This is a genomic window from Aquiflexum lacus (genome assembly GCF_015476655.1).
GTDB lineage: Bacteria > Bacteroidota > Bacteroidia > Cytophagales > Cyclobacteriaceae > Aquiflexum > Aquiflexum lacus.
The window spans coordinates 40,748-63,788 of the sequence record NZ_JABFHF010000027.1 but is presented as its reverse complement, the minus strand read 5'-3'; the positions used below and the strand labels follow the sequence as shown (position 1 = coordinate 63,788).

At 39.1% G+C, this 23,041-nt stretch carries 19 protein-coding genes; 9 read left to right on the top strand and 10 right to left on the bottom strand.

All coding sequences use genetic code 11. From position 1 onward, the window contains the following. Window positions 1-23 precede the first annotated feature (23 nt). From HMJ38_RS19935 to HMJ38_RS19910, 6 genes are all read right to left on the bottom strand, one after another. Complete coding sequence (locus HMJ38_RS19935) at window positions 24-1,412, bottom strand: peptidylprolyl isomerase (RefSeq protein WP_194976214.1); 1,389 nt, start codon at window positions 1,410-1,412, stop codon at window positions 24-26. Beyond that, window positions 1,405-2,283, bottom strand: a complete 879-nt coding sequence (locus tag HMJ38_RS19930) for a peptidyl-prolyl cis-trans isomerase (protein WP_228780166.1) — start codon at window positions 2,281-2,283, stop codon at window positions 1,405-1,407. The genes HMJ38_RS19935 and HMJ38_RS19930 overlap by 8 nt, the downstream gene beginning before the upstream one ends. Continuing rightward, entirely contained in the window at window positions 2,264-4,273 is a 2,010-nt protein-coding gene (locus HMJ38_RS19925; protein ID WP_228780165.1) for a peptidylprolyl isomerase, read from the bottom strand. Before HMJ38_RS19925 ends, HMJ38_RS19930 begins: the two co-directional genes overlap by 20 nt. 88 nt (window positions 4,274-4,361) lie before the next feature. Beyond that, window positions 4,362-4,778, bottom strand: coding sequence for an ATP-binding protein (locus HMJ38_RS19920; protein ID WP_194976196.1), 417 nt, complete (start codon window positions 4,776-4,778; stop codon window positions 4,362-4,364). After that, on the bottom strand, window positions 4,775-5,113 hold the full coding sequence (locus tag HMJ38_RS19915) for an STAS domain-containing protein (RefSeq protein WP_194976213.1): 339 nt from the start codon (window positions 5,111-5,113) through the stop codon (window positions 4,775-4,777). Before HMJ38_RS19915 ends, HMJ38_RS19920 begins: the two co-directional genes overlap by 4 nt. A gap of 30 nt (window positions 5,114-5,143) precedes the next feature. Next, on the bottom strand, window positions 5,144-7,207 hold the full coding sequence (locus tag HMJ38_RS19910) for a GAF domain-containing SpoIIE family protein phosphatase (RefSeq protein WP_194976195.1): 2,064 nt from the start codon (window positions 7,205-7,207) through the stop codon (window positions 5,144-5,146). A 93-nt stretch (window positions 7,208-7,300) separates the two neighbouring features. Between HMJ38_RS19910 and HMJ38_RS19905 the strand changes: the two genes are divergently transcribed. Then, the gene (locus tag HMJ38_RS19905) at window positions 7,301-8,014 is read left to right on the top strand and encodes a DUF4197 domain-containing protein (RefSeq protein WP_194976194.1); all 714 of its coding nucleotides are present in this window, start codon (window positions 7,301-7,303) and stop codon (window positions 8,012-8,014) included. Window positions 8,015-8,016: 2 nt separating this feature from the next. Here HMJ38_RS19905 and HMJ38_RS19900 read toward each other — a convergent pair whose 3' ends face one another. Continuing rightward, the gene (locus tag HMJ38_RS19900; protein WP_194976193.1) at window positions 8,017-8,331 is read right to left on the bottom strand and encodes a DUF721 domain-containing protein; all 315 of its coding nucleotides are present in this window, start codon (window positions 8,329-8,331) and stop codon (window positions 8,017-8,019) included. 21 nt (window positions 8,332-8,352) lie between these two features. Then, on the bottom strand, window positions 8,353-9,480 hold the full coding sequence (gene hemW, locus HMJ38_RS19895) for a radical SAM family heme chaperone HemW (RefSeq protein ID WP_194976192.1): 1,128 nt from the start codon (window positions 9,478-9,480) through the stop codon (window positions 8,353-8,355). Window positions 9,481-9,527: 47 nt separating this feature from the next. On the opposite strand from hemW, the gene HMJ38_RS19890 reads away from it, so the two are divergent. The 8 genes from HMJ38_RS19890 (at window position 9,528) to porN (ending at window position 18,799) form a co-directional block, all read left to right on the top strand. Beyond that, a complete protein-coding gene (locus tag HMJ38_RS19890) occupies window positions 9,528-11,252 on the top strand; it encodes a POTRA domain-containing protein (RefSeq protein ID WP_228780164.1) in 1,725 nt (574 codons plus the stop codon). Window positions 11,253-11,255: 3 nt separating this feature from the next. Then, window positions 11,256-12,374 carry a DUF4271 domain-containing protein gene (locus HMJ38_RS19885; RefSeq protein WP_194976191.1) on the top strand — a complete coding sequence of 373 codons (1,119 nt, stop codon included), beginning with the start codon at window positions 11,256-11,258 and terminating at the stop codon, window positions 12,372-12,374. 40 nt (window positions 12,375-12,414) lie between these two features. Beyond that, the gene (locus HMJ38_RS19880) at window positions 12,415-13,188 is read left to right on the top strand and encodes a uroporphyrinogen-III synthase (protein ID WP_194976190.1); all 774 of its coding nucleotides are present in this window, start codon (window positions 12,415-12,417) and stop codon (window positions 13,186-13,188) included. Window positions 13,189-13,262: 74 nt separating this feature from the next. Next, complete coding sequence (locus HMJ38_RS19875) at window positions 13,263-14,234, top strand: PorP/SprF family type IX secretion system membrane protein (protein ID WP_194976189.1); 972 nt, start codon at window positions 13,263-13,265, stop codon at window positions 14,232-14,234. A gap of 119 nt (window positions 14,235-14,353) precedes the next feature. Next, complete coding sequence (gene porK, locus HMJ38_RS19870; RefSeq protein ID WP_194976188.1) at window positions 14,354-15,448, top strand: T9SS ring complex lipoprotein PorK/GldK; 1,095 nt, start codon at window positions 14,354-14,356, stop codon at window positions 15,446-15,448. 49 nt (window positions 15,449-15,497) lie between these two features. Then, window positions 15,498-16,298, top strand: coding sequence for a type IX secretion system motor protein PorL/GldL (gene porL / locus HMJ38_RS19865; protein WP_194976187.1), 801 nt, complete (start codon window positions 15,498-15,500; stop codon window positions 16,296-16,298). Between the two features lie 39 nt (window positions 16,299-16,337). Beyond that, window positions 16,338-17,945 carry a type IX secretion system motor protein PorM/GldM gene (porM, locus tag HMJ38_RS19860; protein ID WP_194976211.1) on the top strand — a complete coding sequence of 536 codons (1,608 nt, stop codon included), beginning with the start codon at window positions 16,338-16,340 and terminating at the stop codon, window positions 17,943-17,945. Window positions 17,946-17,986: 41 nt separating this feature from the next. After that, window positions 17,987-18,799 (top strand): type IX secretion system ring subunit PorN/GldN, encoded by an 813-nt coding sequence (gene porN / locus HMJ38_RS19855; RefSeq protein ID WP_194976186.1) that lies wholly within the window; start codon window positions 17,987-17,989, stop codon window positions 18,797-18,799. A gap of 30 nt (window positions 18,800-18,829) precedes the next feature. On the opposite strand, the gene uvrC is transcribed toward porN, so the two are convergent. Further along, complete coding sequence (gene uvrC / locus HMJ38_RS19850; RefSeq protein WP_194976210.1) at window positions 18,830-20,635, bottom strand: excinuclease ABC subunit UvrC; 1,806 nt, start codon at window positions 20,633-20,635, stop codon at window positions 18,830-18,832. A gap of 127 nt (window positions 20,636-20,762) precedes the next feature. Then, on the bottom strand, window positions 20,763-23,039 hold the full coding sequence (locus HMJ38_RS19845; protein WP_194976185.1) for a penicillin-binding protein 1A: 2,277 nt from the start codon (window positions 23,037-23,039) through the stop codon (window positions 20,763-20,765). Window positions 23,040-23,041: the final 2 nt, after the last annotated feature.

The window sequence follows — 23,041 nt, the reverse complement described above, 5'->3', positions numbered from 1 at the left end:
TTCTTATTTTTTTAACCTAAAATTTACTTTCCGCTCAACACGTCACAGCGATCATATGCAGGATCAATATCAATATAGACATCCTCTTTGGCTAGAATAAACCAACGACCTAAAATACTTTCTTCTTTTTTTCTCCGAGTTGCAGCTTTTAACTTTTCGTAATCGTCATCAAGATTGGCACGATGGGCAGGGAATTTTTCTCGGTAATATAAGATTCTTACCTGCGGACCATTACGTTCATCTTCATAACGCATAGGTTTGGTGACTGTGCCCACCTCCATGCTATCCAAGGTGAAATAAAGAATGGGATCTTCAAGGGTCCTCAAAGTCAATCTTGTAGATTGGGTATTGGGATCTGTGAAAAAACCACCATTGTCAGAGGTACTTCTGTCATCGGAATTTTCCTTGGCAGCTTTTGCAAATTCAATTTTATTATCAACAATCAGATTTCTCAAGCTGTCTAAAAAGCGCTCAGCTGTTTGAATGTCACTATCTGAAGGCTCAGGTCTAAGCAAAATGTGACGGGTATTGAATGTATTCCCCCTTCTCTCAAGCAGCTGAATCATGTGAAATCCGAACATGGTTTCTACCGGGTCACTGATTTCTCCGGGTCTTAATCCTAAAGCAGTAGCCTCATATTCCGGGGCCAACTCGCCCCTTCTAAAAAACCCCAATTCGCCTCCTTGAACAGCAGATCCAGGATCTTGAGAATATTGAGTTGCAAGTGTTTTGAAATCGGAGGTACCTTCATTGATCATTTCTTTAAAAATCTTTAATTGATTGGCAACGCTATCTTTGGTGGCACGGTTTACTTCGGGATTTTTGACAATCTGACCTACAATCACCTCCGCTGAGAAAAAGGGGAGAGAGTCACGTGGAATTTCGGTATAAAATTTTCTCACTTCAGCAGGCGATATGGTCAGTCCTTCTGTGATTTTTTGCTGCATTTTTTGGACGATCATCTGCTCTTTGAGCAATTCCTGAATTTCAGCTTTCAATTGGTCGGATGTTTTGCCATAAACTTCAATAAACATGTCTTCATCCCCTCCAAATTGGGCCATCACCATATTGAATCTTTGGTCAGCAGAGAACATAACCTCTGCATCGGACACCATGACGGAATCCAACTCTGCTTTGGCCACCATCAATTTATTGATCAAAAGAGATTCGAAAACTTCACACCTGCTTGGGGGCTCAAATCCCTGTTGGGATTGGGATATGGCTTCCATGTAGGCTTTTTGTACTTCAGATTCCAATAGGATATAGTTATTGACTTTTGCTACGATTTTGTCCAACACTTGGCCTGTTGGCTTTGCTGCCTCCTGTGCAGTTTCGGTTTGGGCAAAACCTGCCACAGCCAACAGGTGTACCAGGGAAAAGACAATTAAATACTTTAAACTAAACCTATTCATATATTTTAAACGCTTCATTTTCTAATGCTTGGTTATAAATTTCTTTTTGCAGTTGTTCTACCAAGGCAATTCTTTTTCTATTGGTCAGAATCTTAGTGATTTCATCCCTGACAAATTCAAGTGGAGGTAGCTGATCCTGCAATTTGTATTCCAGTATTTTGAAATAATACCGATATCTTTCATCATCTGTGATGATGAGTTTGTTGTTTCTGAGAAGCTCAACCATATTGGCATGATTGGCCAAAGGGGTATTAATGATAATATCCTCAAATCTGACCCAAGTAGAATCTTCAAGAAAGTAATTGCTTGCCTGTTTGGACGCCAAGTCCTTGAGGGCAGTTCCATCATTTGGATCGTTTGACCGCAGGAGCTTTTCCATGTTTCTGTTTTGGGCATTTGCTGCTTTGTCAGTTTTCAGAAAATTGGTCCGGACGATGATTTCCTTGAGACTGAAATTGGTTTGATTGGCCTGATAATAATCCTCAATTTCTTTTTGGCTGATTTCACTGGTGAGATTATCTTCTACATATTTTTTCTCAAACTCATATACCATGAGGGCATATTTATAATCCAAGAGTTTTCTGTTGATCTCGGCCTCATCAAATGACATTGATTTTCCGGCTTCAATGATCATCAACTGCTTTCTTATCCAAGATTGTACATAACGACTTGCAATATTTATACTGTCCTCAGGTGAATTGTTTTCTGCTTTGATGAAAGCAAGTTCTGATTTTCTTAAGTTCTGATTGCCTACACTGGCGATGATGGCGTCTTCCTCGGTATCTTCTGAGGATTTGAACTTAAATAAATCACAGGATGAAATGCTCAGCATCAATGCCAGAAACAACCATTTATTTGTTGACTGTAACATCGAATATTTTTTGTTTCTCTTCCTCATTGACTTGAATGATATAATTATCTTTCAGGCTTGAAATGAGTTTTTTGTCAAGGTATTCCTGATAATCCTGAATTACTTTTCCTCTAGTCTCTTCAAATTTCTTTGGTCCGGGACCGAGTTTTTCTCCTACGACAACAAAATTGGTTTTGTTGTCAATTTTGATTTCCTGAAAAGCCTTGTTCAGATCTGCCCGATTCAATACTGGATGGCTTTCGACTTCGAAAATCCCGTCTGTTAAGGTGAATGCCAATGGATTGTCCAAAAGGAACGTATTTTCCAGGCGGTCTGCAAGATTGGGCATGTATTTTTTGTCAGAAAGAAACCTGCGGACAGATGAAATGCTTTCTTCCTTACCCATCGTGATTACAATGGCTTGGATCCTATTTTTCCATTGATATTGATCTAAATTTTCTTTATAAAAATTGACCTGACCCAAACTGTCCTCAATCGCTTTTTGCCATACCTGATCATTCATTAGCGAGAAAAGCAGGATACCATCTCGGTATTCCTGTATCAATAACCTGTATTCATCATTATTGGCAGCGAGATCTTGGATTTCAGCTTCATACAGATTGACCTCAATAAACTTTTCATACCAATTGGCAAAGTAATTTTGGGGGTTGGATCGAACCACGGGCTTGTCTGAATCCATAAATTCCAGAAGATCACCAACTGTTTTTGGATGATCTTGAATCCAAAAAAGAACTGAGTCAGTCAGGTTTTTTTCCAATAAGATATCGGGCAGATCCTTCCTTTGATTTTGGGAAAAGATCTCCTCAAGGTTGGTTGATAATTTTTCATTTTCCTCAAAACCATACCTGGATTTCTGAATGGCCACCACTTGGGATTGTATCAGGGAAGACCTGCTGTCCCTCAATATTCTGGACTTGATCATCTGTTCCATTTCTTCATAAGATTCAAGGGGCTTCTTTTCCTCCAACCTGATGATATGATAGCCGTAGGGAGTTTTGACGGGTGGGGATATTTCGCCTTCTTCTGATAAGGAAAATGCCACTCTCTCAAATTCGGGTAAGACAGCCCCCAATCCAATCCAAGGAAGTGTGCCGCCTGAATTTTTTGTACCGGGGTCTTCAGAGTAAAGCTGACAGATTTCTTCCCAAATACTCTCCGGTTTTTGGAGTTCAGTATAAATCTCCCCGACTTTTCGCAGCGCTCGCTCCTCAGTGACGGGATCATTTCCTTGCGTCCTGACAAGGATATGGGAAACCCTGATTTCGCCTGGATTTGGCTTTCTGTCTTCCAAACGTATGATGTGATACCCAAAATTGGTCAATACAGGATCTGATATCTGTCCTACTTCAAGTCCAAAGGCGGCGTCTTCAAATGTTGAAACCATCTGTAGGGCAGTGAAATAACCCAAACTGCCTTTGTTGTCCTTAGCAGATGGATCGTCGGAATGTTCAAATGCAAGCTCATTGAAATCAGCACCTTTCTCTGCATCAGCTTTTAGCTTTTGGGCCATTCTTAAAACTGAAATCGTATCAGCCTGACTTGCATTGGGGGGAAATTGCAACAAAATGTGGCTGGCTTTGATCACCTCTTTCATTCTGCTGTATGCTTTCATCAATTCACCTTCTTGCAGGGAATTTTTGATCAGGAAAGGTTGGGTAAGGTCTTCTTTAAATACTTCGTATTCTTGATAAAACTCATCTGTCTTATCCAGTCCTAGATTTTCTGCTTCTTTGACTTTGAGTTTGTAATTCACAAAAAGTCTGAAATTTTCATCAAATTCCTCAGCACTTAACTTTTCATCATCGCTGTTAAAATTTCTGTTTTTGGAAAGCATGTATAAAAATTCCTCGGCAAAGATTTCTTCGTTTCCGATAGTTACCAATGGGCTATTGATATCAGGTTCCTGATCCACTGTTTTCACTGTGGATTTAGGGCTACATGAAAATACCAAAGCGAGTAAGAGAAGCTTAATTTGATTTGAATTCATCATAAACGGCAATCCGGAATATCAGTGCAATGTTACAAATTAAATTGAAAAATTCGGGTGGCTTTGGGTTTTAAGATGGGTTTATTAACAATTATTTGGATTTCAAGATTTTGTATAAACGGCAGGTATTGACGTTCTCTTTGGTTTCAAATTCAATTTTGTCCATAATCCTTTTGACAAGAATGATACCAAGCCCTCCTTTTCTTTTGGTTTTCATGACAAAAGAGATTTCTGGTTCCTGATATTCCAGAATATTGAATCCTTGTCCAAAATCCCTGATTTCAAATATCATGAGCTCATCGCTTTCCTTTACCGTCAGGTCTATGCATTCTTTGGGATTGCATTCATGGGAATGAATGATCAGATTGGCACAAACTTCCTCTACAGCCAAAATCACCTGATGCTGATCTACTTCTGTCAAAGCTGTGCCCTCCAATACATTTCCCAAAAAATGCCTCAAATCAGACAAGCGGGTAGTATCGCAATATAGTTTCAATTTGTGGTTCATAGTATTTCATCAAGCGCATCCTGTTTAGTATCCCTGATTTTGATCAGCTGATCCAAGCCAAGGATATTAAAAACCTGAAAAACCTTCTCCTTTAATCCAAAAATGACGAGTGTGATTTGCTTTTCCTGAAATTCTTCCAAATAGGACATAAACACACCGAGACCTGCAGATGAAATATATTCAAGCATTGAGCAATCCACCAATATATTACAGACACCGCCTTGGACCATTTCCAAAATCACCTCATCAAGTTCCACCGAATTGCTGGCATCGATTTCTCCGATTAGGCTGAGCACTGAATGGTCATTTTCAATGTTTTTTTCTATTTTTAACATCATTTTTTATACGCTTTATATAGGTATTGGTTATAAATTGAATTTGATGACCAACAATGAGAAGTCGTCATCAGGCATACTGTTTTGACCCACAAATCCGTAAATATTTTCTAAAATCTTTTTTTGAATTTCCATAGCACTGAATTGATGAAGGTCATTCAGCGTTTTCTTCAGTCTTTCGTAACCGAATTCAACTCCGGATTCATTTTTGGCCTCAATGATTCCGTCGGTATATAGAAGGAGAACATCTCCATTTTCAAATCCAAATTCAGCCTCATGAATATAATTTTCATATAGAGCATTGCGGACCATGCCAAGACCCAGGCCGTCTAAACTCATATATTCACAGCTTTCCAGACTTGCATCATAGAACAGAGTCGGACAATGTCCGGCCCGGCTGTACCTTATTTTTTTGTTTTTGGTGTCCACCAAATAATAAGCGGTGGTGATGAAATGATTTCTTTCCAGACACTGACTCAGTGCTATGTTGGCTTTTGCAAGAAATTCTCGCGGACTTGGATTTAATTGCACCAGGCTATGAAATATGCCTTTCATTTGGGACATATTGAAAGCTGCTGAGGTACCCTTTCCGGAGACATCGCCAATAATGATGGCAAACAGGTTACTGCTTATTTCCTTGGTTTCATAATAATCTCCCCCTACTTCGTCAGCCGCTTCGGAAAAACCACTGATTTCAAAATATTCATCATGATGCAGTTCTGTGGGCAATAGACTCCGCTGTACTCTTTGGGCAATTTTGAGTTCCTCTTTGTATCTTTCATTTTTGATCGCCTCGTTCAGCAATCTGTAATTTTCGACGGAAATACAGGCCTGTCCCACAAAGGTGTTGATGATATTGATCATCTCCTTATTGAAGCCATCTTTGACTTCTTTGACCAAAAACAGCCTCCCAATGGTTTTGGTATTGACTACCAAAGGCATCATCAAAGCTGATTTGAAAATATTGTGGGGAATCTTCCCTTGGTATTTTCTGGAATCATTGTCTGAAGCTTTCCAGTTAAACTCCGAAAATGGTTTTGTGTTGCTGATCAGTGCATAAAGTTCTTCCCTGACTTCTTCATTGATGAACCTTTCTTGAATAATCACCTTATTATCTTCGCTATCCAACAATTCAAGCCACCCGGCATCTGCATAGGCGGCACTCATACTCGAATCTATCAGAATATCCAAGACCTGTGTTTCATCCTGTCCGGGTTTGATCGATTGACTTAATCTTTGAAAATTGATCGCTTCTACCAGTTTTTGTTCAAATACTGAGGAGGTAGGTAAATTGAATAGCGTGACCAAAAAGCTGAATAGTGAATAAATAAAGACAAAGGCAAAAAGGCCCATCAAAAAAAGGTTATCTGTCAGATTGACAAAAGTAAGATTGGTACCACTGTAAGATAATAGCTCAAAGAAAAGAAAAGAAGTACAAACCAGGATGATCACAAAAAACAGGATAGATTTCCATTTTTCCTTGAATGTGAGATAGGGTATCCATTTTAGATTGACAGACAGCGAAGCAGAGAAAAAAGTAAGGAAGACAAATCCAAAAAGAAAACTGTAGTCCAGGTTGTTCTCATTGAAAAAAATGAAAAACATACTGATCAGCATCAAGATTTCGAAGGCCTGCCATTGTTGGACTACTCTTTTGGACTTTTGGTATAAAATCAAATGTTTCCAAAGCAGGGAACAGGAAATCAGGAAAAGCGAAATCATGGCGAAATTGATATGATAAAAGAAATTCCGCAGCAAAGGGTCAGAGGCTAACCTACCTTCACCCAACATCTGATAAAAAAAATTGATAATCAAGGTAACTGAAGTTGCCAAAAGTCCTGTGGATGCACCCCGCCATATCAGATCAAGGAAATCAAGGTCTTCATTTTTATTGATGGAATAGTTGTAAAAGAGGTATACGGTAATGAAAAAAAGAATTTCCAAAACATAAGATACCTGTGGTGCCATATTGGGCTCCAATCGGTTTACTGTCTCAAAAATCCTGGTGATATCGACAAAAAGTAAAGCCAACCATGCTAATATGGCCACCAAAACACTTACTTTACCGATATTTGGTCTTGGGATGTTAAGCATTTTAGAAAGTCAAACACAATATTACAGAAACAAACTTAAATATCCTGATCACGTTAACCGCCATAGTTGCAAAATATTGTTAAAAACCATTTTATGAAATCCATTCAAATTTACAGCATTATTATATTATTGTTTTCCGGTGCATGTTCGTCCGCAGATATCAATAAGATCCTTCAGGCAGCTGGCCAGGGAACTTTGACCGAACAGGAAGTTGGTTCAGGACTTAAGGAAGCCTTAATCCAAGGAATCAGCAACGGAGCGGACCAAGCTTCCCAGACTGATGGATTTTTCAAAAATGACCTGATCAGAATATTATTACCCGAAGATGCCCGAAGGGTAGAAAATACCTTAAGACAAATTGGACTTGGAAGTGAAATGGACAGGGCAATGCTCGCTATTAATAGAGGTGCCGAAAAAGCAGCCCAAGAAGCAAAGCCAATATTTATAAGCGCTATCAGACAAATGACCATTCAGGATGCATTCCAGATCCTTAAGGGAGATCCAAACGCCGCTACAGACTATCTTAGAAGAACCACGGAAAGTCAATTGGTGGCCTTGTTTCAGCCCAAAATCCAAGAATCCCTCAATGAAGTCGGGGCTACAAAATATTACGGGGATTTGGCCAATGCCTACAACAACATTCCGCTGACTACCAGAAAAATCGATCCTGATCTGAATGCTTATGTGACCAATAGGGCGATAGATGGATTGTTTACATTGATAGCGGAGGAAGAGAAAAATATCCGTGAAAATCCCATGCAAAGAACTTCTGCATTGATGAGAAAGGTTTTTGCGGCGCAAGATTAGACTTATAGTATAACAATATCTTCAATAATCCCCTTCCCGAATTTAGAAGCTATCAAATCCAAAACTTTGGTCCTGTTCATGTTCAGCTCGGACTTGACAGGACCGGAGGTTATTTTTACAAAAAGTTTTTTATCCTTGATATACAATCCCGAGGTCCTGGAAGCGACAGTTTTGCCCATGAGTTCAGGCCAGGCATTCATCAATACCTTCTCATCAAATTTATCTTTTAACCGGTAGGCCTTCAAGAGTTCTTCAAAAGCCTCCTGAAGTGGGGCGGCATCTTTTTTTCTTCCTGAGTTGAATCTATTGTTTTCCATGGATTTTCAAAGTTAGGTCATTTAATCCAAAAATAAGGAAGCTGCAATGCTATCTGCTAAAAGTTTACCCTTAGTGGTCAGGGTCAGGTGATTGTTATCCAAGTTGAGCAGTTGTTCATTTAGCAGCAGGGCAATCTGTTTGTTTTTTAAATCAAGCAGGTCAAACCCAAGATCGGTTTTAAGGGAAATCAGGTCCAAACCCCAAATAGTCCTTAAAGCCGTAAGGATTCGGTCATTCGTAATATCTATGGTTGTGGAAGGTTCTTCTGTGAAAGCAAGCTCCCCTTTTTTCAACTTTTCGGTATATTTTGGATTGTTTGCGATATTGAAGCCCCTGACTTTGCCATCAAAGGAATGTGCACTCGGCCCAATCCCCAGGTAAGGAACGCCTGACCAATAATTGGTATTGTGAACAGCAAACTGTCCGGGTTTTCCAAAATTGGAGATTTCGTATTGAACATAGCCCGCTTTATCCATAGACTCCATCAGAATTTCAAACTGCACAGCGGCAAAGTCCTCTGTTGAATGGGAGTACAATCCTCTTTTTTCCCAGTTGCCCAAAGCTGTTTTTGGTTCCACCGTCAGACAATAACTGCTGATATGTCCCGGGTCTTGGTCCAAAGCTATTCTGAGATCATTTTCCCAGATTTTATGGTCATCTGAAGGGAAACCATATATCAGGTCTATGGAAAGTTTTTGGAAGCCAGCTGACTTGGCCAACATGATGGCATTAAGTGACTCTTCAGAAGTGTGTGCACGATTGTAAAATCGAAGGATATCGGAATTGAAGGTTTGAATACCAATACTTAGCCTATCCAATCCGAGTGCTTTCCAGTCTTCGAGTTTTTTTGGGTGCAGGTCATCAGGGTTGGCTTCAAGTGTGAGTTCCTTCAAATCAAGTTGGTAGTAATCGTGAATATGCGACAGAATTTTTTCGATCTGAGAAGCATTGAGTAATGATGGGGTTCCTCCTCCAAAATAAATGGTATTTACAGGTTGACCTTTGGGGAGGTAATCGCTTCTCAGTTCCAGTTCCCTGCAGATCATATCCACCATTTCATCTGACCGACTGAAGTTGGTACTGAAATGAAAATCACAGTAATGGCAAGCTTGCTTGCAAAATGGAATATGAATGTAGATACCGGACAATTTGTTTACTTTTAGCCTTCAAAGATAGTTAAACCAATTGCTCAAAATTGAAAAGCACCCTACTATTCCTTCTGCCTTTATTTTTTTTGGTTTGCTTCCAATCCTTTTCCCAAGGGGGAAAATGGTTGAAGTTGGAAACCAAAGGAGGCCTTAACTTGGTGGAAGAGCAGGTTTTCAGCGATTCTTTGGCAAAAGCTGCATTTATAAGGACACGATTTCAGGAATTGTACCAATTGGGGTATTTGGATCCTATCCAAAGTGTGTTGCTCCAATCCAAAGATTCCCTTTGGCTTAGTGTGGATACAGGTAAAAAGTTTGAATGGGTAACCTTGAGACAGGGGAATGTGGAACCTGTGGTATTGGTCAAAGCGGGTGCAGACATGAAAAGGTTCAACCAAAAACCATTCGATTACAGGCAGGTTTACAGACTATTTGAATCCATCATCAAAGAATCAGAAAATAAAGGTTATCCCTTTGCTGCCGTAAAATTGGATAGCCTCGAAAGGGATGGCAATAGAATTTCGGCAGCATTGAACTTGGATCTTGGGCCTTTTATCACTTTTGACACTTTGAAAGTTACCGGTGATTCAAAAACAAAGCCTAAGTTTCTTAGCAACTTTCTACAGATCAGACCTGGCGAACCTTTCTCCCAAAGAAAAGTACAGAATGGAATTCAGCAGATCAGGAACTTGCCTTATCTCAGATGGTCAGGTGAACCTGAACTGAGTTTTCAAAATGAGGAGGCAACACTTTACTTACCCATCAATGATCGAAGAATCAATTCAATAGATGGTATCATTGGTTTTTTGCCCAATGAACTCGAAGGAGGGAGGTTATTGGTAACAGGTCAATTTGATGTCATGCTCCACAATCTAGGTGGAAGTGGTAGGAATTACGAACTTCATTGGCAAAGGTTCAATCAATTTTCTCAGAATTTGAAGGTAGCGGCCTTTGAACCGATGTTGTTGGGTTCAATGATTGATATGGGCGTTTCATTTTCCTTGTTGAAAGAGGACACTACTTTTTTGAATAGGGATTTCCGGCTAAGTTTTGGGTACAGGTTCAATTCAGATGGCTACTTAAAATTCTTCATACGTAGGCAGGCCGGTGATTTGTTAACTTCATCTGGACTGAGTGAGATCACTGCTTTGCCGGAAGCAGGGGATTTCAGGTTCAACAATTATGGGTTAAATTATGCCCATTATTGGTTGGATGATGTGTTTTTTCCGAGAAGGGGTGCATTTGCAGAATTGGAATTTGCCATCGGAAACAAAAACCTGATCCAAAACACGGCCATACCACCTTCCCTATATGAAGGGATTGTTTTAAAAACTTTACAATATTACTTGCAAGGAAGGTTTGAAAAGCATTTCTATTTCAACCAACAGTGGGGATTGTTTACAAGGTTATCAGGAGGTTTTGTTCAAAATGAAAATCTTTTACTCAATGATTTATTCAGGTTGGGTGGACTTCAGAGTGTCCGCGGGTTCAATGAAAATTTCTTTTTTGCCAACAATTATGTTTATCTCAATGTGGAGCCAAGATTTTATTTTGATACCTACTCATATTTTATGATTTTTGCCGATATGGGAAGGCTAGAGAATAATGTACAGGGATTACCCGTCGACAATACCTTTTCGGCAGGAATGGGATTTAGTCTAGAGACAGGCAATGGGATTTTCAGTTTTGTTTATGGTTTGGGAGGATCTAATGTACAGGACTTTGCTTTTAACCTTTCAAAAATCCATTTTGGATACACCGGTAGATTTTAAGTGATGCGAGGAAATTTTTATAAATTGATCTTAAGTTTTTGTTTGCTGTTTTTAGCTGTAGATGGGTTTTCCCAAATACTTGAAAATTACAACAACAAAATCCAGGAACTATATCCTCAAAGAAAAGCACGTTCCTATTCAGCCATTAACATTGAGATAGATCTTCAATCCTTTCCCAAAAGCAGCTTTAGATTGAGTTTTCCAAAAGAATCAACCATGTTTTTGGATGAGAGGCTTTGGTTTTATGCGGCCCAGGATACCACACTGATTGTACCTTCATCTGTTATCGAAAATATTTTGGAGGGTAAATCTGAAGGTGAGGTTGTTTTGAGCATCATCAAAAAAGGAATAGATCCTGAAGCAGTATCGGTTCAGAAAGGTTTTTTTGAAAAAGTGATGGAACGCGCAGGTGTAGACAAGTTGGATAGTCAATTGCCAGAAAAAAGAGAGAAAAGCAACTTTAATGATTTTTTCTTTTTTGCACTTTTGACGATTCTGTTTCTTTTAGCGATTTATAAAATGATTTACCCGCTTGTACTCAAATTGATTATCATGCCTTCAGCGGTATTTTCAGCTGAGGATTTTTCTGAATCCAACTCGCTTCAAAAATTCTTTACATTGGATGTTATTTTCTATCTCTTGATCGTTAACATGCTTGCATTTTTGTTAGGAATGATGTCTATCAAGGTTCTCGACAGCGAGAATCTTATTGGGATAGTGAACGGCGACCTCAACCAATTGTTCCTCAATTGGTTGTTCGGTTCGGGGTTTCTGATCTTGTTGGCAGTCTTGAAGTTTGTGTTTCTGAGGATAATGGCTTATTTCTTTGAGCTTGGAAAAATTGTCAATGCTCATTTTTTTTATCTGTTCAGAATCATTTCAATTTCCACTTTCAGTATTGCATTTATAGTGAGTTTCGTATTATTGAATGATTTATTTGAACTGGAACTTACAATTAAATATCTCTTGTACGGTTTTTTTTGGATTTATTTAATAGGAGTTGCAATACTATTTATAATCATGTCGAATAGGCTCTCTTTTAAAAATTACCATTTATTTGTTTACATTTGCAGCGCGGAAATAGTCCCTTTTTTGATACTTACAAAAGTTATCATTGGGTGAAAGAATAGAGAACAGTAATCAAAAGGAGAAGAGTAAGACGATGACTAAATCTACCAAAGACAGATTCAATCCGGTTAGGAGTATTTTAGTTTCCCAGCCAAAACCGGCAGATGATAGATCCCCCTATTTTCAATTGGCGGAGAAATACAACTTGAAAATTGATTTTAGACCTTTCATTCAGGTTGAGCCTGTTTCGGTTAAAGATTTCAGGAGGCAGAAAATTGATATCTTAAAACATACTGCCATCATTTTTACCAGTCGGAATGCTATAGATCATTTTTTTACCATCTGCAAAGAATTTAAAATAGAGATGCCTGCTGATATGAAATATTTTTGTATTTCTGATCAAACGGCTCATTACCTTCAAAAATACATTGTAATAAGGAAAAGAAAGCTTTTTGTAGGTCAAAAGACAGCCACTGATTTGTTTGACTATTTTAAAAAGCATAAATCTGAAAAGTATCTTTTCCCTTGTTCTGATATTAGAAAAGCCGAGATACCGGATTATTTGACCAAGATGAATATAGCAATCACCGAAGCTATCATCTATCATACAGTTGCTGCGGACTTGAATGATTTGAGAGATATCAAATATGATATTCTTGCATTTTTCAGTCCCTCAGGTATAAAGTCATTAAAGCATAATTTCCCTGATTTTCAACAGAACAATACCCGTATAGCAGCTTTTGGTCCAACCACAGCTCAGGAAGTCAGGGATCAAGGGCTAATTTTAGATATAGAAGCTCCAATGCCAAATGCCCCAAGTATGACAGGTGCATTGGAGTTGTACATAAAAAAGGCAAATAATTTGTGATTCTTACAATCTTTTATGGCTAAAATCAGTTTAATTGTGTAGAATAGGGTTTTAAATGATTATTTTATTTATGCATGGTTAAGCTTGAGTTTAGTTTCTTAAAGTACATCTTTGTTCTTGCAACAAGTTGTTTTTTGTTTTTGGAAGCAGAGGGGCAACAAGATGCCCAATTCACACAGTACATGTATAACAGCACTTATTTTAATCCAGCTTTTTCTGGCAAGGATGGTGGCTATAGGTTTTCTGCCCTTCATCGATCTCAATGGTTAAATTACACAGGAAGCAATGGCAATCCGCCGATTACTCAATTGGTATCTGCCCAAGCAGCTATAGAAAAACTTAAATTAGGAGTTGGCCTTAATTTTGTTAATGACAATATCGGACCGACCACCAATCAGGAAGTGAATCTATCATTGGCATACCACAAAAGGTTGAGGATGGGAACATTGAGCTTCGGTGCCATGGGTGGTGTTTATTCCAGCACCTTAAATTATGAAGACTTAAGGACTGTGAATGAAGACCCCACACTTCCTCAAACAGGTTCAGAAACCCAAATGAACATCAATTATGGTGCAGGTGTCATCTATGACAGGGGAAAGTATTACATGGCATTAAGTAGTCGACATATCAATGAACCCGGTTTTGATTTTGGAGAAGGGGCATTGGAAAACCAATTAAGGAATCATTCTTACTTAATGGTAGGATATAGGATAAGAACATTTGCGCTTTGGGATTTTGAGCCAAGTATTTTGTTGAAAACTGTCTCATTCAATAATTTTTCTTATGATGTGAGCGTTATAGCGACATACAATAAAAAAATAAGCGCGGGTCTTGCGTTTAGAGGAGAAGAATCTGTTTCATTGATTACAGGATATAGCCTTCTCAGAGACAACTCACTTAGGATTGGATATGCATTTGACTTGGTAGTAAGTGGTATAGAAGCCAAATCTCCGACCAGTCACGAATTCATGTTATCTTATGTATTGCCGGACGTGACAAAGGAGTTTCAAAGGACAATTCAAAGAACTCCAAGATTCAGGTTTTAAAAAAAAATAAAAGAAATTGGTAAATTAAATTTGTGTATTTCTAAGAATTTACTTTACTTTTCGCTCTTGTTCCTATTAAAAAATGGACAAGTTATTTAACAACTCATTATATGTAATTTATGTCTAGAAAAATGAATTCACGCATTTTCACCTTGATTTTAGCCCTTTTGGTAGTAGCAGTTCTGCCAAGTTGTGGACTTTTAGGCAAGAAGGGTTCAGCCAGTGAAAAAGACAACAGACGGGGTGAAGTAACTGGTGTTCCGAAGAGAGTCATTTGGCAGCAAGTTCTGCCTCAAGACATGGTACCCGTAAAAGCAGGGACTTTTTGGATGGGTCAGGCTGATGAGGATATTGCATTCTCACAGTCTTCTTTAAACAAACAGATTACCATCTCGGAATTTTACATGGATAAGTACGAGGTGTCCAACAACAAGTACAGGCAATTTGTAGAAGCTGTGAGATTAGGTGAATATACCTACAGCACGCCGACTACATTGAAAGATCCTCCTCAATTTAATCTTGATGAGGTACTTCCTGACTCTACTGTTTGGAACACTAGTTTTACTTTCCATTATGGAGATCCCTTGATGGAGTTCTATTTTGACCATCCGGCTTTTGACAACTATCCTGTAGTTGGTGTAAGCTGGGAGCAGGCTCACATGTACTGTGAGTGGAGAACATACCATCTGAACGCCAATGACAGATCTGATTTCGATTATCCGCAATTCAGATTACCAACAGAGGCTGAATGGGAGTATGCTGCAAAAGGTGGTAAGGAAGTGGCCAAGTATCCTTGGGGCGGTCCTTATTTGAAAAACAAGAGAGGCTGTCTGATGGCCAACTTCAAACCAGGTAGAGGAAATTATATCGATGACGGATTTGCATACACTGCTCCCGTTGATGTATTTGCTCCAAATGGATTTGGATTGTACAACATGTCAGGCAATGTAGCCGAATGGGTATTGGACGCTTACAGTCCAGTTGGTGGGGCATTGACTTGGGATTTGGATCCTAAGTATGATAACCCGAATGAAAAAAGAAAAGTAGTAAGAGGTGGATCCTGGAAGGACATCGCTCACTATTTGGAAACAAGTACAAGAACTTATGAATTCCAAGATGTAAAAACTGCTCATATTGGATTCAGAACAACAATGACTTACTTAGGAAGATCCGGCTCTATGAACGTGAACAACAATAGGAGAAGGAAAAGGTAAATCAACAACTCTAAACTTAATCACTCTAAACTCTTTACTTTTATTTATTATGGCAAAGAACAAAAATTCCTTTAAACACAAATTCTACGGTGATATCATGCCAATGATATACGGTATCGGTGCATCAATTGTAATTCTTGGTGCGATGTTTAAAATTCTGGACTGGCAAGGAGCCAGTTTAATGATCGGTGTAGGTCTGACTACTGAAGCACTGATTTTTTTCTTATCTGCTTTCGAACCCAAACACGAAGAAATAGATTGGGCAAAAGTATATCCTGAATTGGCAGGCGAAGAACTTGAGGCGGCTAAATCATCCAAAAAAGAGCCTAAAGAAAACATCACCCAAAAGTTTGATGACATGCTTTCTAACGCAAAAATCGGTCCCGACTTGTTAGACAGCCTAGGTAAAGGAATCCAAAATCTCGCAACCTCTGCAGAGAAAATGGGAACTCTTGCTGATGCAGCAGTAGCTACCAATGAATATGCAACAAATGTAAAAACCGCGTCCAAGACTTTGGTAGACATCAATCAGTCTTATGGTAAAACAGCCATGGCGCTATCAGAACTTTCAAACGCTTCAACTGATGCCAAAGAATACCATAGCCAAGTGGTAACAGTTACCAAAAACCTTTCAGCACTCAACAATGTCTATGAAATGGAATTGTTGGATGCGCAGGCCCATTTGAAAACTTTGAATAAGTTTTATGCAAATGTTTCTACAGCTATGGAAGGTCTCAATGAAGCAGGAAAAGAAACTGAGCAGTTCAAAAATGAATTGGCCAAACTCAACCAAAACGTGAGTTCACTTAATAAAATTTATGGTGGCATGCTAACAGCCATGAAAGGTTAAGCTTAATTAAATCTATGTTTAATCTTTTTGAGAAATAAAATGGCTGGAGGAAAAGAAACACCAAGGCAACGGATGATAGGAATGATGTACCTTGTATTGACAGCTTTGCTGGCATTGCAGGTAAGTAATCAGATCCTTCAGAAGTTTGTACTGTTGAATGATGGTTTGGAGAGAACTTCAAAAAACTACATCAATAAAAATGAATTCACAGTTTCTTCTATAGAGAATACTGTCGAACAGCAAGGTAACAATCCACGTGATGTTCCTAAGGTTGCGGCTTCCCAAGAAGTCCGAAATCAAACTGCAGAAATTTTCAATTATCTTGAAAGCTTAAAGCAAGAGCTGATTGAAACTTCCAATGCAAGAGATGAAAAAGGTCAATTCAGAAATTCGTCTTTAAAAAATACTGACGTTCCCGGTAATATTTTCAATAACAACAGGAAAGGGTTTGAAATGCAGGAAAAGCTAAATGCTTATCCGGTTCAAATATCACAAATATTGAATGACCTTGGAATTGAGATGTCTTTTGAAGATATCGCCAAGGATGCCAAGGATATCGAGATTTTCCAAAACGATTCGGAAGCAAGAAACAAAAACTTTGTGAATCTCAATTTTGTTAAATCTCCAGTAGGTGCGGTAATGGCCTTGATTTCTCAATATCAGAATGAAGTGTTGAACATTGAAAGTGAAGCCTTGTCGGCAATTACTTCTTCCATCGGTTCATTTTACTTCAAAGCTGACATCGTTGAGGCAAGGATTGCCGCTTTATCCAATGTAGTAGCAGCAGGTACCAAATTCCAAGCTGACATGTTTATTGCTTCATCTTCTTCTTCGGATGCTCCGGAGATGACGATAGATGGAAGATCGGTATCAGTAGAAAACGGTTTTGGAAAAATAGAATTCACAGCACAACCCGCAGGTCAATATGACGATAGAGGTCTGGCCAAAAGAGTTCTGAAAGGTGAAATCACTACCAACGTGGGAGGTGAAGACAAAGTCCTTCCTGTTGAGTATGAATATTATGTTGCACAGCCGATCATTAAGGTCACTTCAGAGGTTGTCAACCAATTGTATGCAGATTGTGCCAATGACTTGTTGATAGATGTACCTGCATTGGGTAATTCATATGCGCCAAGTTTTACAGTGTCTAATGGTACCTCTATTCAGGGTACTAGACCCGGCCAATTGACTGTAATTCCAGGAGCCTCTGGAAAAGTAAATATCGGAGTAAGTAGTGGAGGCAATAAAATCGGAGATGTTTCGTATGATATTAAGCCGGTACCTGCACCGACAATCAGGTTGTTTGATGGTAGGGGTCCGATTGACCTTAGTGTAGCTTATCCAGCTCCTGGCCCGTCATCCCTTATTGTAGAAGCAATTCCTGAGCCTACTTTCGGAAGGACTATGGCAAGAGATGCCAATTTTGAGGTTACAGGTGGTGAAGTGATTCTTTTGAGAAATGATGTGCCTCGTGAAAGGGTCAACATTTCAAGTAAGAATGTAGCCATCAGAAATCTATTGGCTTCCGCTAGAAGTGGTGATGATCTGATAGTAAGGGTAACGGAGGTGACAAGAACCAATTTCCGTCAAAATAAGATCAAGAATACCTTGGCCAATCCTGAAATTTACAGAATGGCAATTAAATAATTGGTCAATGCCTTTGGGTATTGTCCCTAAATAAAATGAATATGAAACTTCATAATAAATTCATTGGTCTATTATCACTTTGCGTGATATTGCTTGGCCTTGATGCCAAAGGACAGGGCGCCACCAGTGTCAATCCATCCAGTGTCGGAGATAGGCAGTTTAAAAAAGATACCATATTTTCGGCCCATCCCATCAGGGAGGATGATAAAATGTATCAATTGGCTGTTTGGAGAAGGATTGACCTTAGAGAAAAGTATAATCAGCCGCTTTATGGATCCGGTGATACCAAAAATGATGGTATCGTAAACCATATCTACAAAGCTATAGTTGAGGATAATGCTTTGGAGGTTTTCGGAGACGATGAGTTTACAAGACCTTTGTCCATTGCTGAGTTTCAGGAAAATTTCTGGATCGCAGCAAATGGAGACAGTATCTTTGTAAAGCAATTGTATTTCCTGGATTTCATGGAAGACTTTGTCTTTGACAAGCATCATTCCCAGATCAAATTTGATGTCAAATACATTGAATTGGTAATGCCCTCACAAACCAATGCCAATGCTGGTCAAAAGACGATCGGATTTATAAGGTTTAAGGATTTCTATAACCACTTTATGGATCATCCTGAGGCAAAATGGTTGATTTTCCAGAATACTGCAAAAGTCTTGACCTATGATCAAGTATTTGATCAAAGGTTATTTAGATCAATAGTCAGGAGATATACCAATCCGGATAATGCTTACATAGCAGATTTGGTTAAGTCTGATCATCCCAATCCTGAGTTGCAGGCATATTTGAATTCACTCGAATTTGAATATAAGCTACTCGATTTCGAAAACGGACTTTGGGAGTGGTAAAAACAAATGTTAAATAATAAAAGAGCGGTTTCAACCGCTCTTTTTTTCTTTTAATGCATCATATACTTTTTCAGCCTTATCTTTTCCCACTATACTCAAGATTTCTTCAAAAGTTGATTCACGGATTTTTTTAAGGGATTTGAATTTGCTCAACAGTTTTTCTGCAGTATGCTCCCCGATCCCTTCTATCTCAGTCAATTTGGATCCAATGGCATTTTTGCTTCTGACTTGTCTATGAAAAGTAATGGCAAATCTATGGGCCTCATCTCTTATCCTTTGGATCAACCTCAAAGACTCTGATTTCTTGTCAATGTGGATCGGAAACTGGTCCTCAGGGAAATATATTTCCTCCAACCGCTTGGCTATACCGATTATTGGAATCTTCCCATAAATATTCAGTTCCTTTAGTGCCTCGACAGCAGAAGAGAGTTGGCCTTTGCCTCCATCGATTACAATAAGTTTGGGTAGTGGCTTTTCTTCTTCAATCAACCGCTTATACCTTCTTCCAACGACTTCTGTCATACTGGCGAAGTCATCAGGTCCGATGACTGTTTTGATATGGTAATGTCTATATTCTTTGATTGCGGGTTTGCCATTTAAGAAGCAGACCATACTTGCGACAGGGTTAGTCCCTTGGATGTTTGAGTTGTCAAAACATTCGATATGGTCAGGCATTTCTTTGAGGGAAAGGTCTGATTGAAGCTGCTTCAATACTCTGAACTTCTTATCACTTACATCACCGGAGGCCAGTAGTTTTTCTTTTTTATAGTATTTGGCGTTTTTTAAAGAAAGCTCGATCAGTTTCTTTTTGTCACCGATTTTTGGAACGGAAAAATTGAAGCCTTCAAATTCCTCTTCCAAGGGAATATTGGCTATAATTTCCTGTGCGTCGCTGTTGAATTGATCTCTAAGTCTTACTATGGCTGTAAGTAATAACTCAGCTTCTGTTTCATCCAATTTTTTTCTTAGCTCTACCGTTTTGGTAATAATAACGGCTCCATTTATGATTTTCAGGTAGTTTACATAAGCAATTTTTTCATCTGTTTCAATCCCGAATACATCCAGATTGCTGATGGATGGATTTGCAATGAGTGATTTTGCATGATATTTTTCTAATAGATCCAATTTATTTTTGAAGTATTGGGCACGCTCAAAAGCCAGGTTTTCGGCTGCTTCCTGCATGTTCTTTTTGAAATAGGTCTTTGCAATGCCCAAATTTCCTTTCAGAATGTTTTTGGCCTGTTCGATGTCAATAAGATAATCAGGTTCTGATTGAAGGCCTTCACAAGGACCCAAGCAGTTTCCGATATGGTATTCCAGACAAACTTTATACTTCTGTTCCCTGATTTTATGGGGACTTAAGTCCAACCTGCATGTGCGCACTGTAAAAATGTTCCTGATAAGTTCCAGCACGTTGTTCATGGCCTTTACACTTGCAAATGGCCCATAATAAGTTCCTCTTCCGGGGATGTGTTTTCTGGTGGGATAAATCCTTGGAAAAGGCTCATTGGTCAGCATTAGGTAAGGATAAGTCTTATCATCCTTCAGCAGTATGTTGTATTTTGGCTGCGTCTTTTTGATTAGGTTGTTTTCAAGAAGTAGCGCATCAAATTCATTGTCTACAATGGTAATTTCAATTTTGCGGATTTCCCTGACCATGCGTTTGGTCTTGTAGTTTACCCCCGTGTTTTTCAAAAAATAACTACTGACTCTTTTTTTGAGGTTTTTGGCCTTTCCTACATAAATCAGTTCATTTTCTGTATTGTAATATTTATAAACCCCTGGTAAACCCGGGAGATTATTGTGCTCTTCAACTGAATAGGATGAGGCTTGCATCATTTACAAATATAAAAAAGAGTTTATTTACTGTAGAATTACCAATGCCTGTATCAATACAGGCATTGGTGGATTTTTTTATGCTTAAATACAATTCAAACGTTCGGTATTGCAATAGAGACTTAAATTAAAAATCGTTCTTTTTGGCATCATAATCAAAATCAGAAAACCTGCTGTTTTCAAGTTCATATTTTGAGCAATCAATTTCAATACTAAGCGGCCTTTCAGGTCTTGGGAATGGCCCCTTGGTGATCCCTAAGGATTTGTCAGCATAAACTTTCGACATATATTTGACCCAAATAGGTCTTGCGGTTTGTCCACCCTGTCCACTCGTCCAGCTTCGGAAGTGAATGGCACGGTCATCTCCACCTACCCATACACCTGATACCAGGTCTTTGCTCAATCCCATATACCAACCATCTGAAGCATTTTGGGTTGTACCTGTTTTTCCTCCCAATTCGTTTCCTTCATCTCTCAATGACCAAGGTACCCCCTGACTTGTTCCACGGGTTTCTTCAAAGCCTCCTCTTAACATATGCAGCATCAAGTAAGCATGTTCTTCACTCATTGCAGGCTTTTTCTTAGGAGTGAATTGCTGCAATAAATTTCCGTTTTTGTCTTCAATTCTATCTATGTAAAAGGGGACGATGTGTTCCCCCTGATTGACGAAAGTCCCCATTGCTCCCACCATTTCCATTACAGAGACATCACTTGTACCCAAAGCCAATGCCGGAACTTCTTCCAGGTCACTGATGATACCAAGTCGGTGTGCAGTTTCCACTACTATTCTTGGGCCAAGTTTTTTCATCATGTAGGCCGACACGGAATTCACCGATTGGGCCATTGCCAGTCGGATAGACATATTTTCATAGGAAAATTTGCCATCAGCATTTTTTGGCGTCCAAGTAGGTTGATTTGGAATATTGATTTCAATGGGTTGGTCAACAACGGTGTAGCAGGGACTATAGCCGTTTTCAATTGCCGCAGCATATACAAAGGCTTTGAAAGTGGAGCCGGGCTGTCTTTTTCCCTGACGCACATGATCAAACTTGAAATGCTTGTAATTGATGCCTCCGACCCATGCTTTAATATGTCCTGATTTTGGATCCATGGATACAAATCCGGTTTGAAGGAATTTTTTGTAGTGCCTCATGGAATCCATGGTACTCAAAAGGGTGTCAATTTCACCCAGATCCCATGAGAAAACTTTCATTCTTTTTTTCTCATTGAGTTTGATATTGATAGAATCCGAGTCGGCACCATATCTTTTTACCAAGTTTCGGTATGCTTCTGTACGTTTTACTTGCGTTTCAATAAAATTTGAAATAACCTGACCGTTATTGTCAATCCAGGGATCTCTGTTGCCCATTTCTTTTTCAAACTTTTTTTGTAACTCCCGCATATGTTCATCTACTGCTTCTTCGGCATAGCGTTGCATCCTACTGTCAATGGTAGTATAGATCTTGAGGCCATCTCCAAAAAGATCATATGGTGTCCCATCGGGTTTCAGGTTTTCTTTGGTCCATTTGATCAGATCTGATTTGATTACTTCACGGAAATAGGTAGCCATACCCTGATTTTGGTTTTCTACCTTATAATCAAGTTCAATCGGCATTTTTGTTAAAGAGTCATATTCCGACTCAGTAAGCATATCGTATTTCTCCATTTGATACAGCACTGTATTCCTTCTTCTCAGGGAATTGTCTGGATTAAAAACAGGACTATAATAAGATGGTGCTTTGAACAATCCTACGAGAACGGCAGATTCCTGAACGTTGAGGTCTGCAGGTTCTTTATTGAAAAAAGTTTTTGAGGCTGTCTTGATACCATAGGCGTTACTTCCATATTCCGAAGTATTGAGGTAGAGTGTAAGAATCTCGTCCTTGGTATATGATTTTTCCAGCTTTGCAGCAACGATCCATTCTTTGGTTTTGATGATCAGCATTCTGAGTCCCGGAACCCGGCTCAAAATTCCCTGAGACTCTAGATTACGTGTTTTAAAAAGGTTCTTGGCGGTCTGCTGACTTAAGGTACTTCCCCCTCCAGCGGATTGCCTGAGAATCAAGGATTTGAATAAAACCCTACCCATACTCTGCAGATCAATTCCGGAATGTTTTTCAAACCGAACGTCTTCTGTTGCTATAAGGGCATTGACTAAATTGGGGGAAAGTTCATAGTAAGAAACAGGACTCCTATTTTCTCTGAAGTAACTGCCCATGAGCATGCCATCTGATGAATATAATTCTGAGGCAACCTCACTTTGAGGATTTTCCAGTTCCTGGAAATCCGGTAACTCACCAAAGAGTCCTAAAAAATTGCCGCTCACTGCCCAGACAAATAAGACAAATCCTATCAACCCTGCCGCAAAGGCTATCCATATTACTCTAATTATTTTTTGGGTCATCT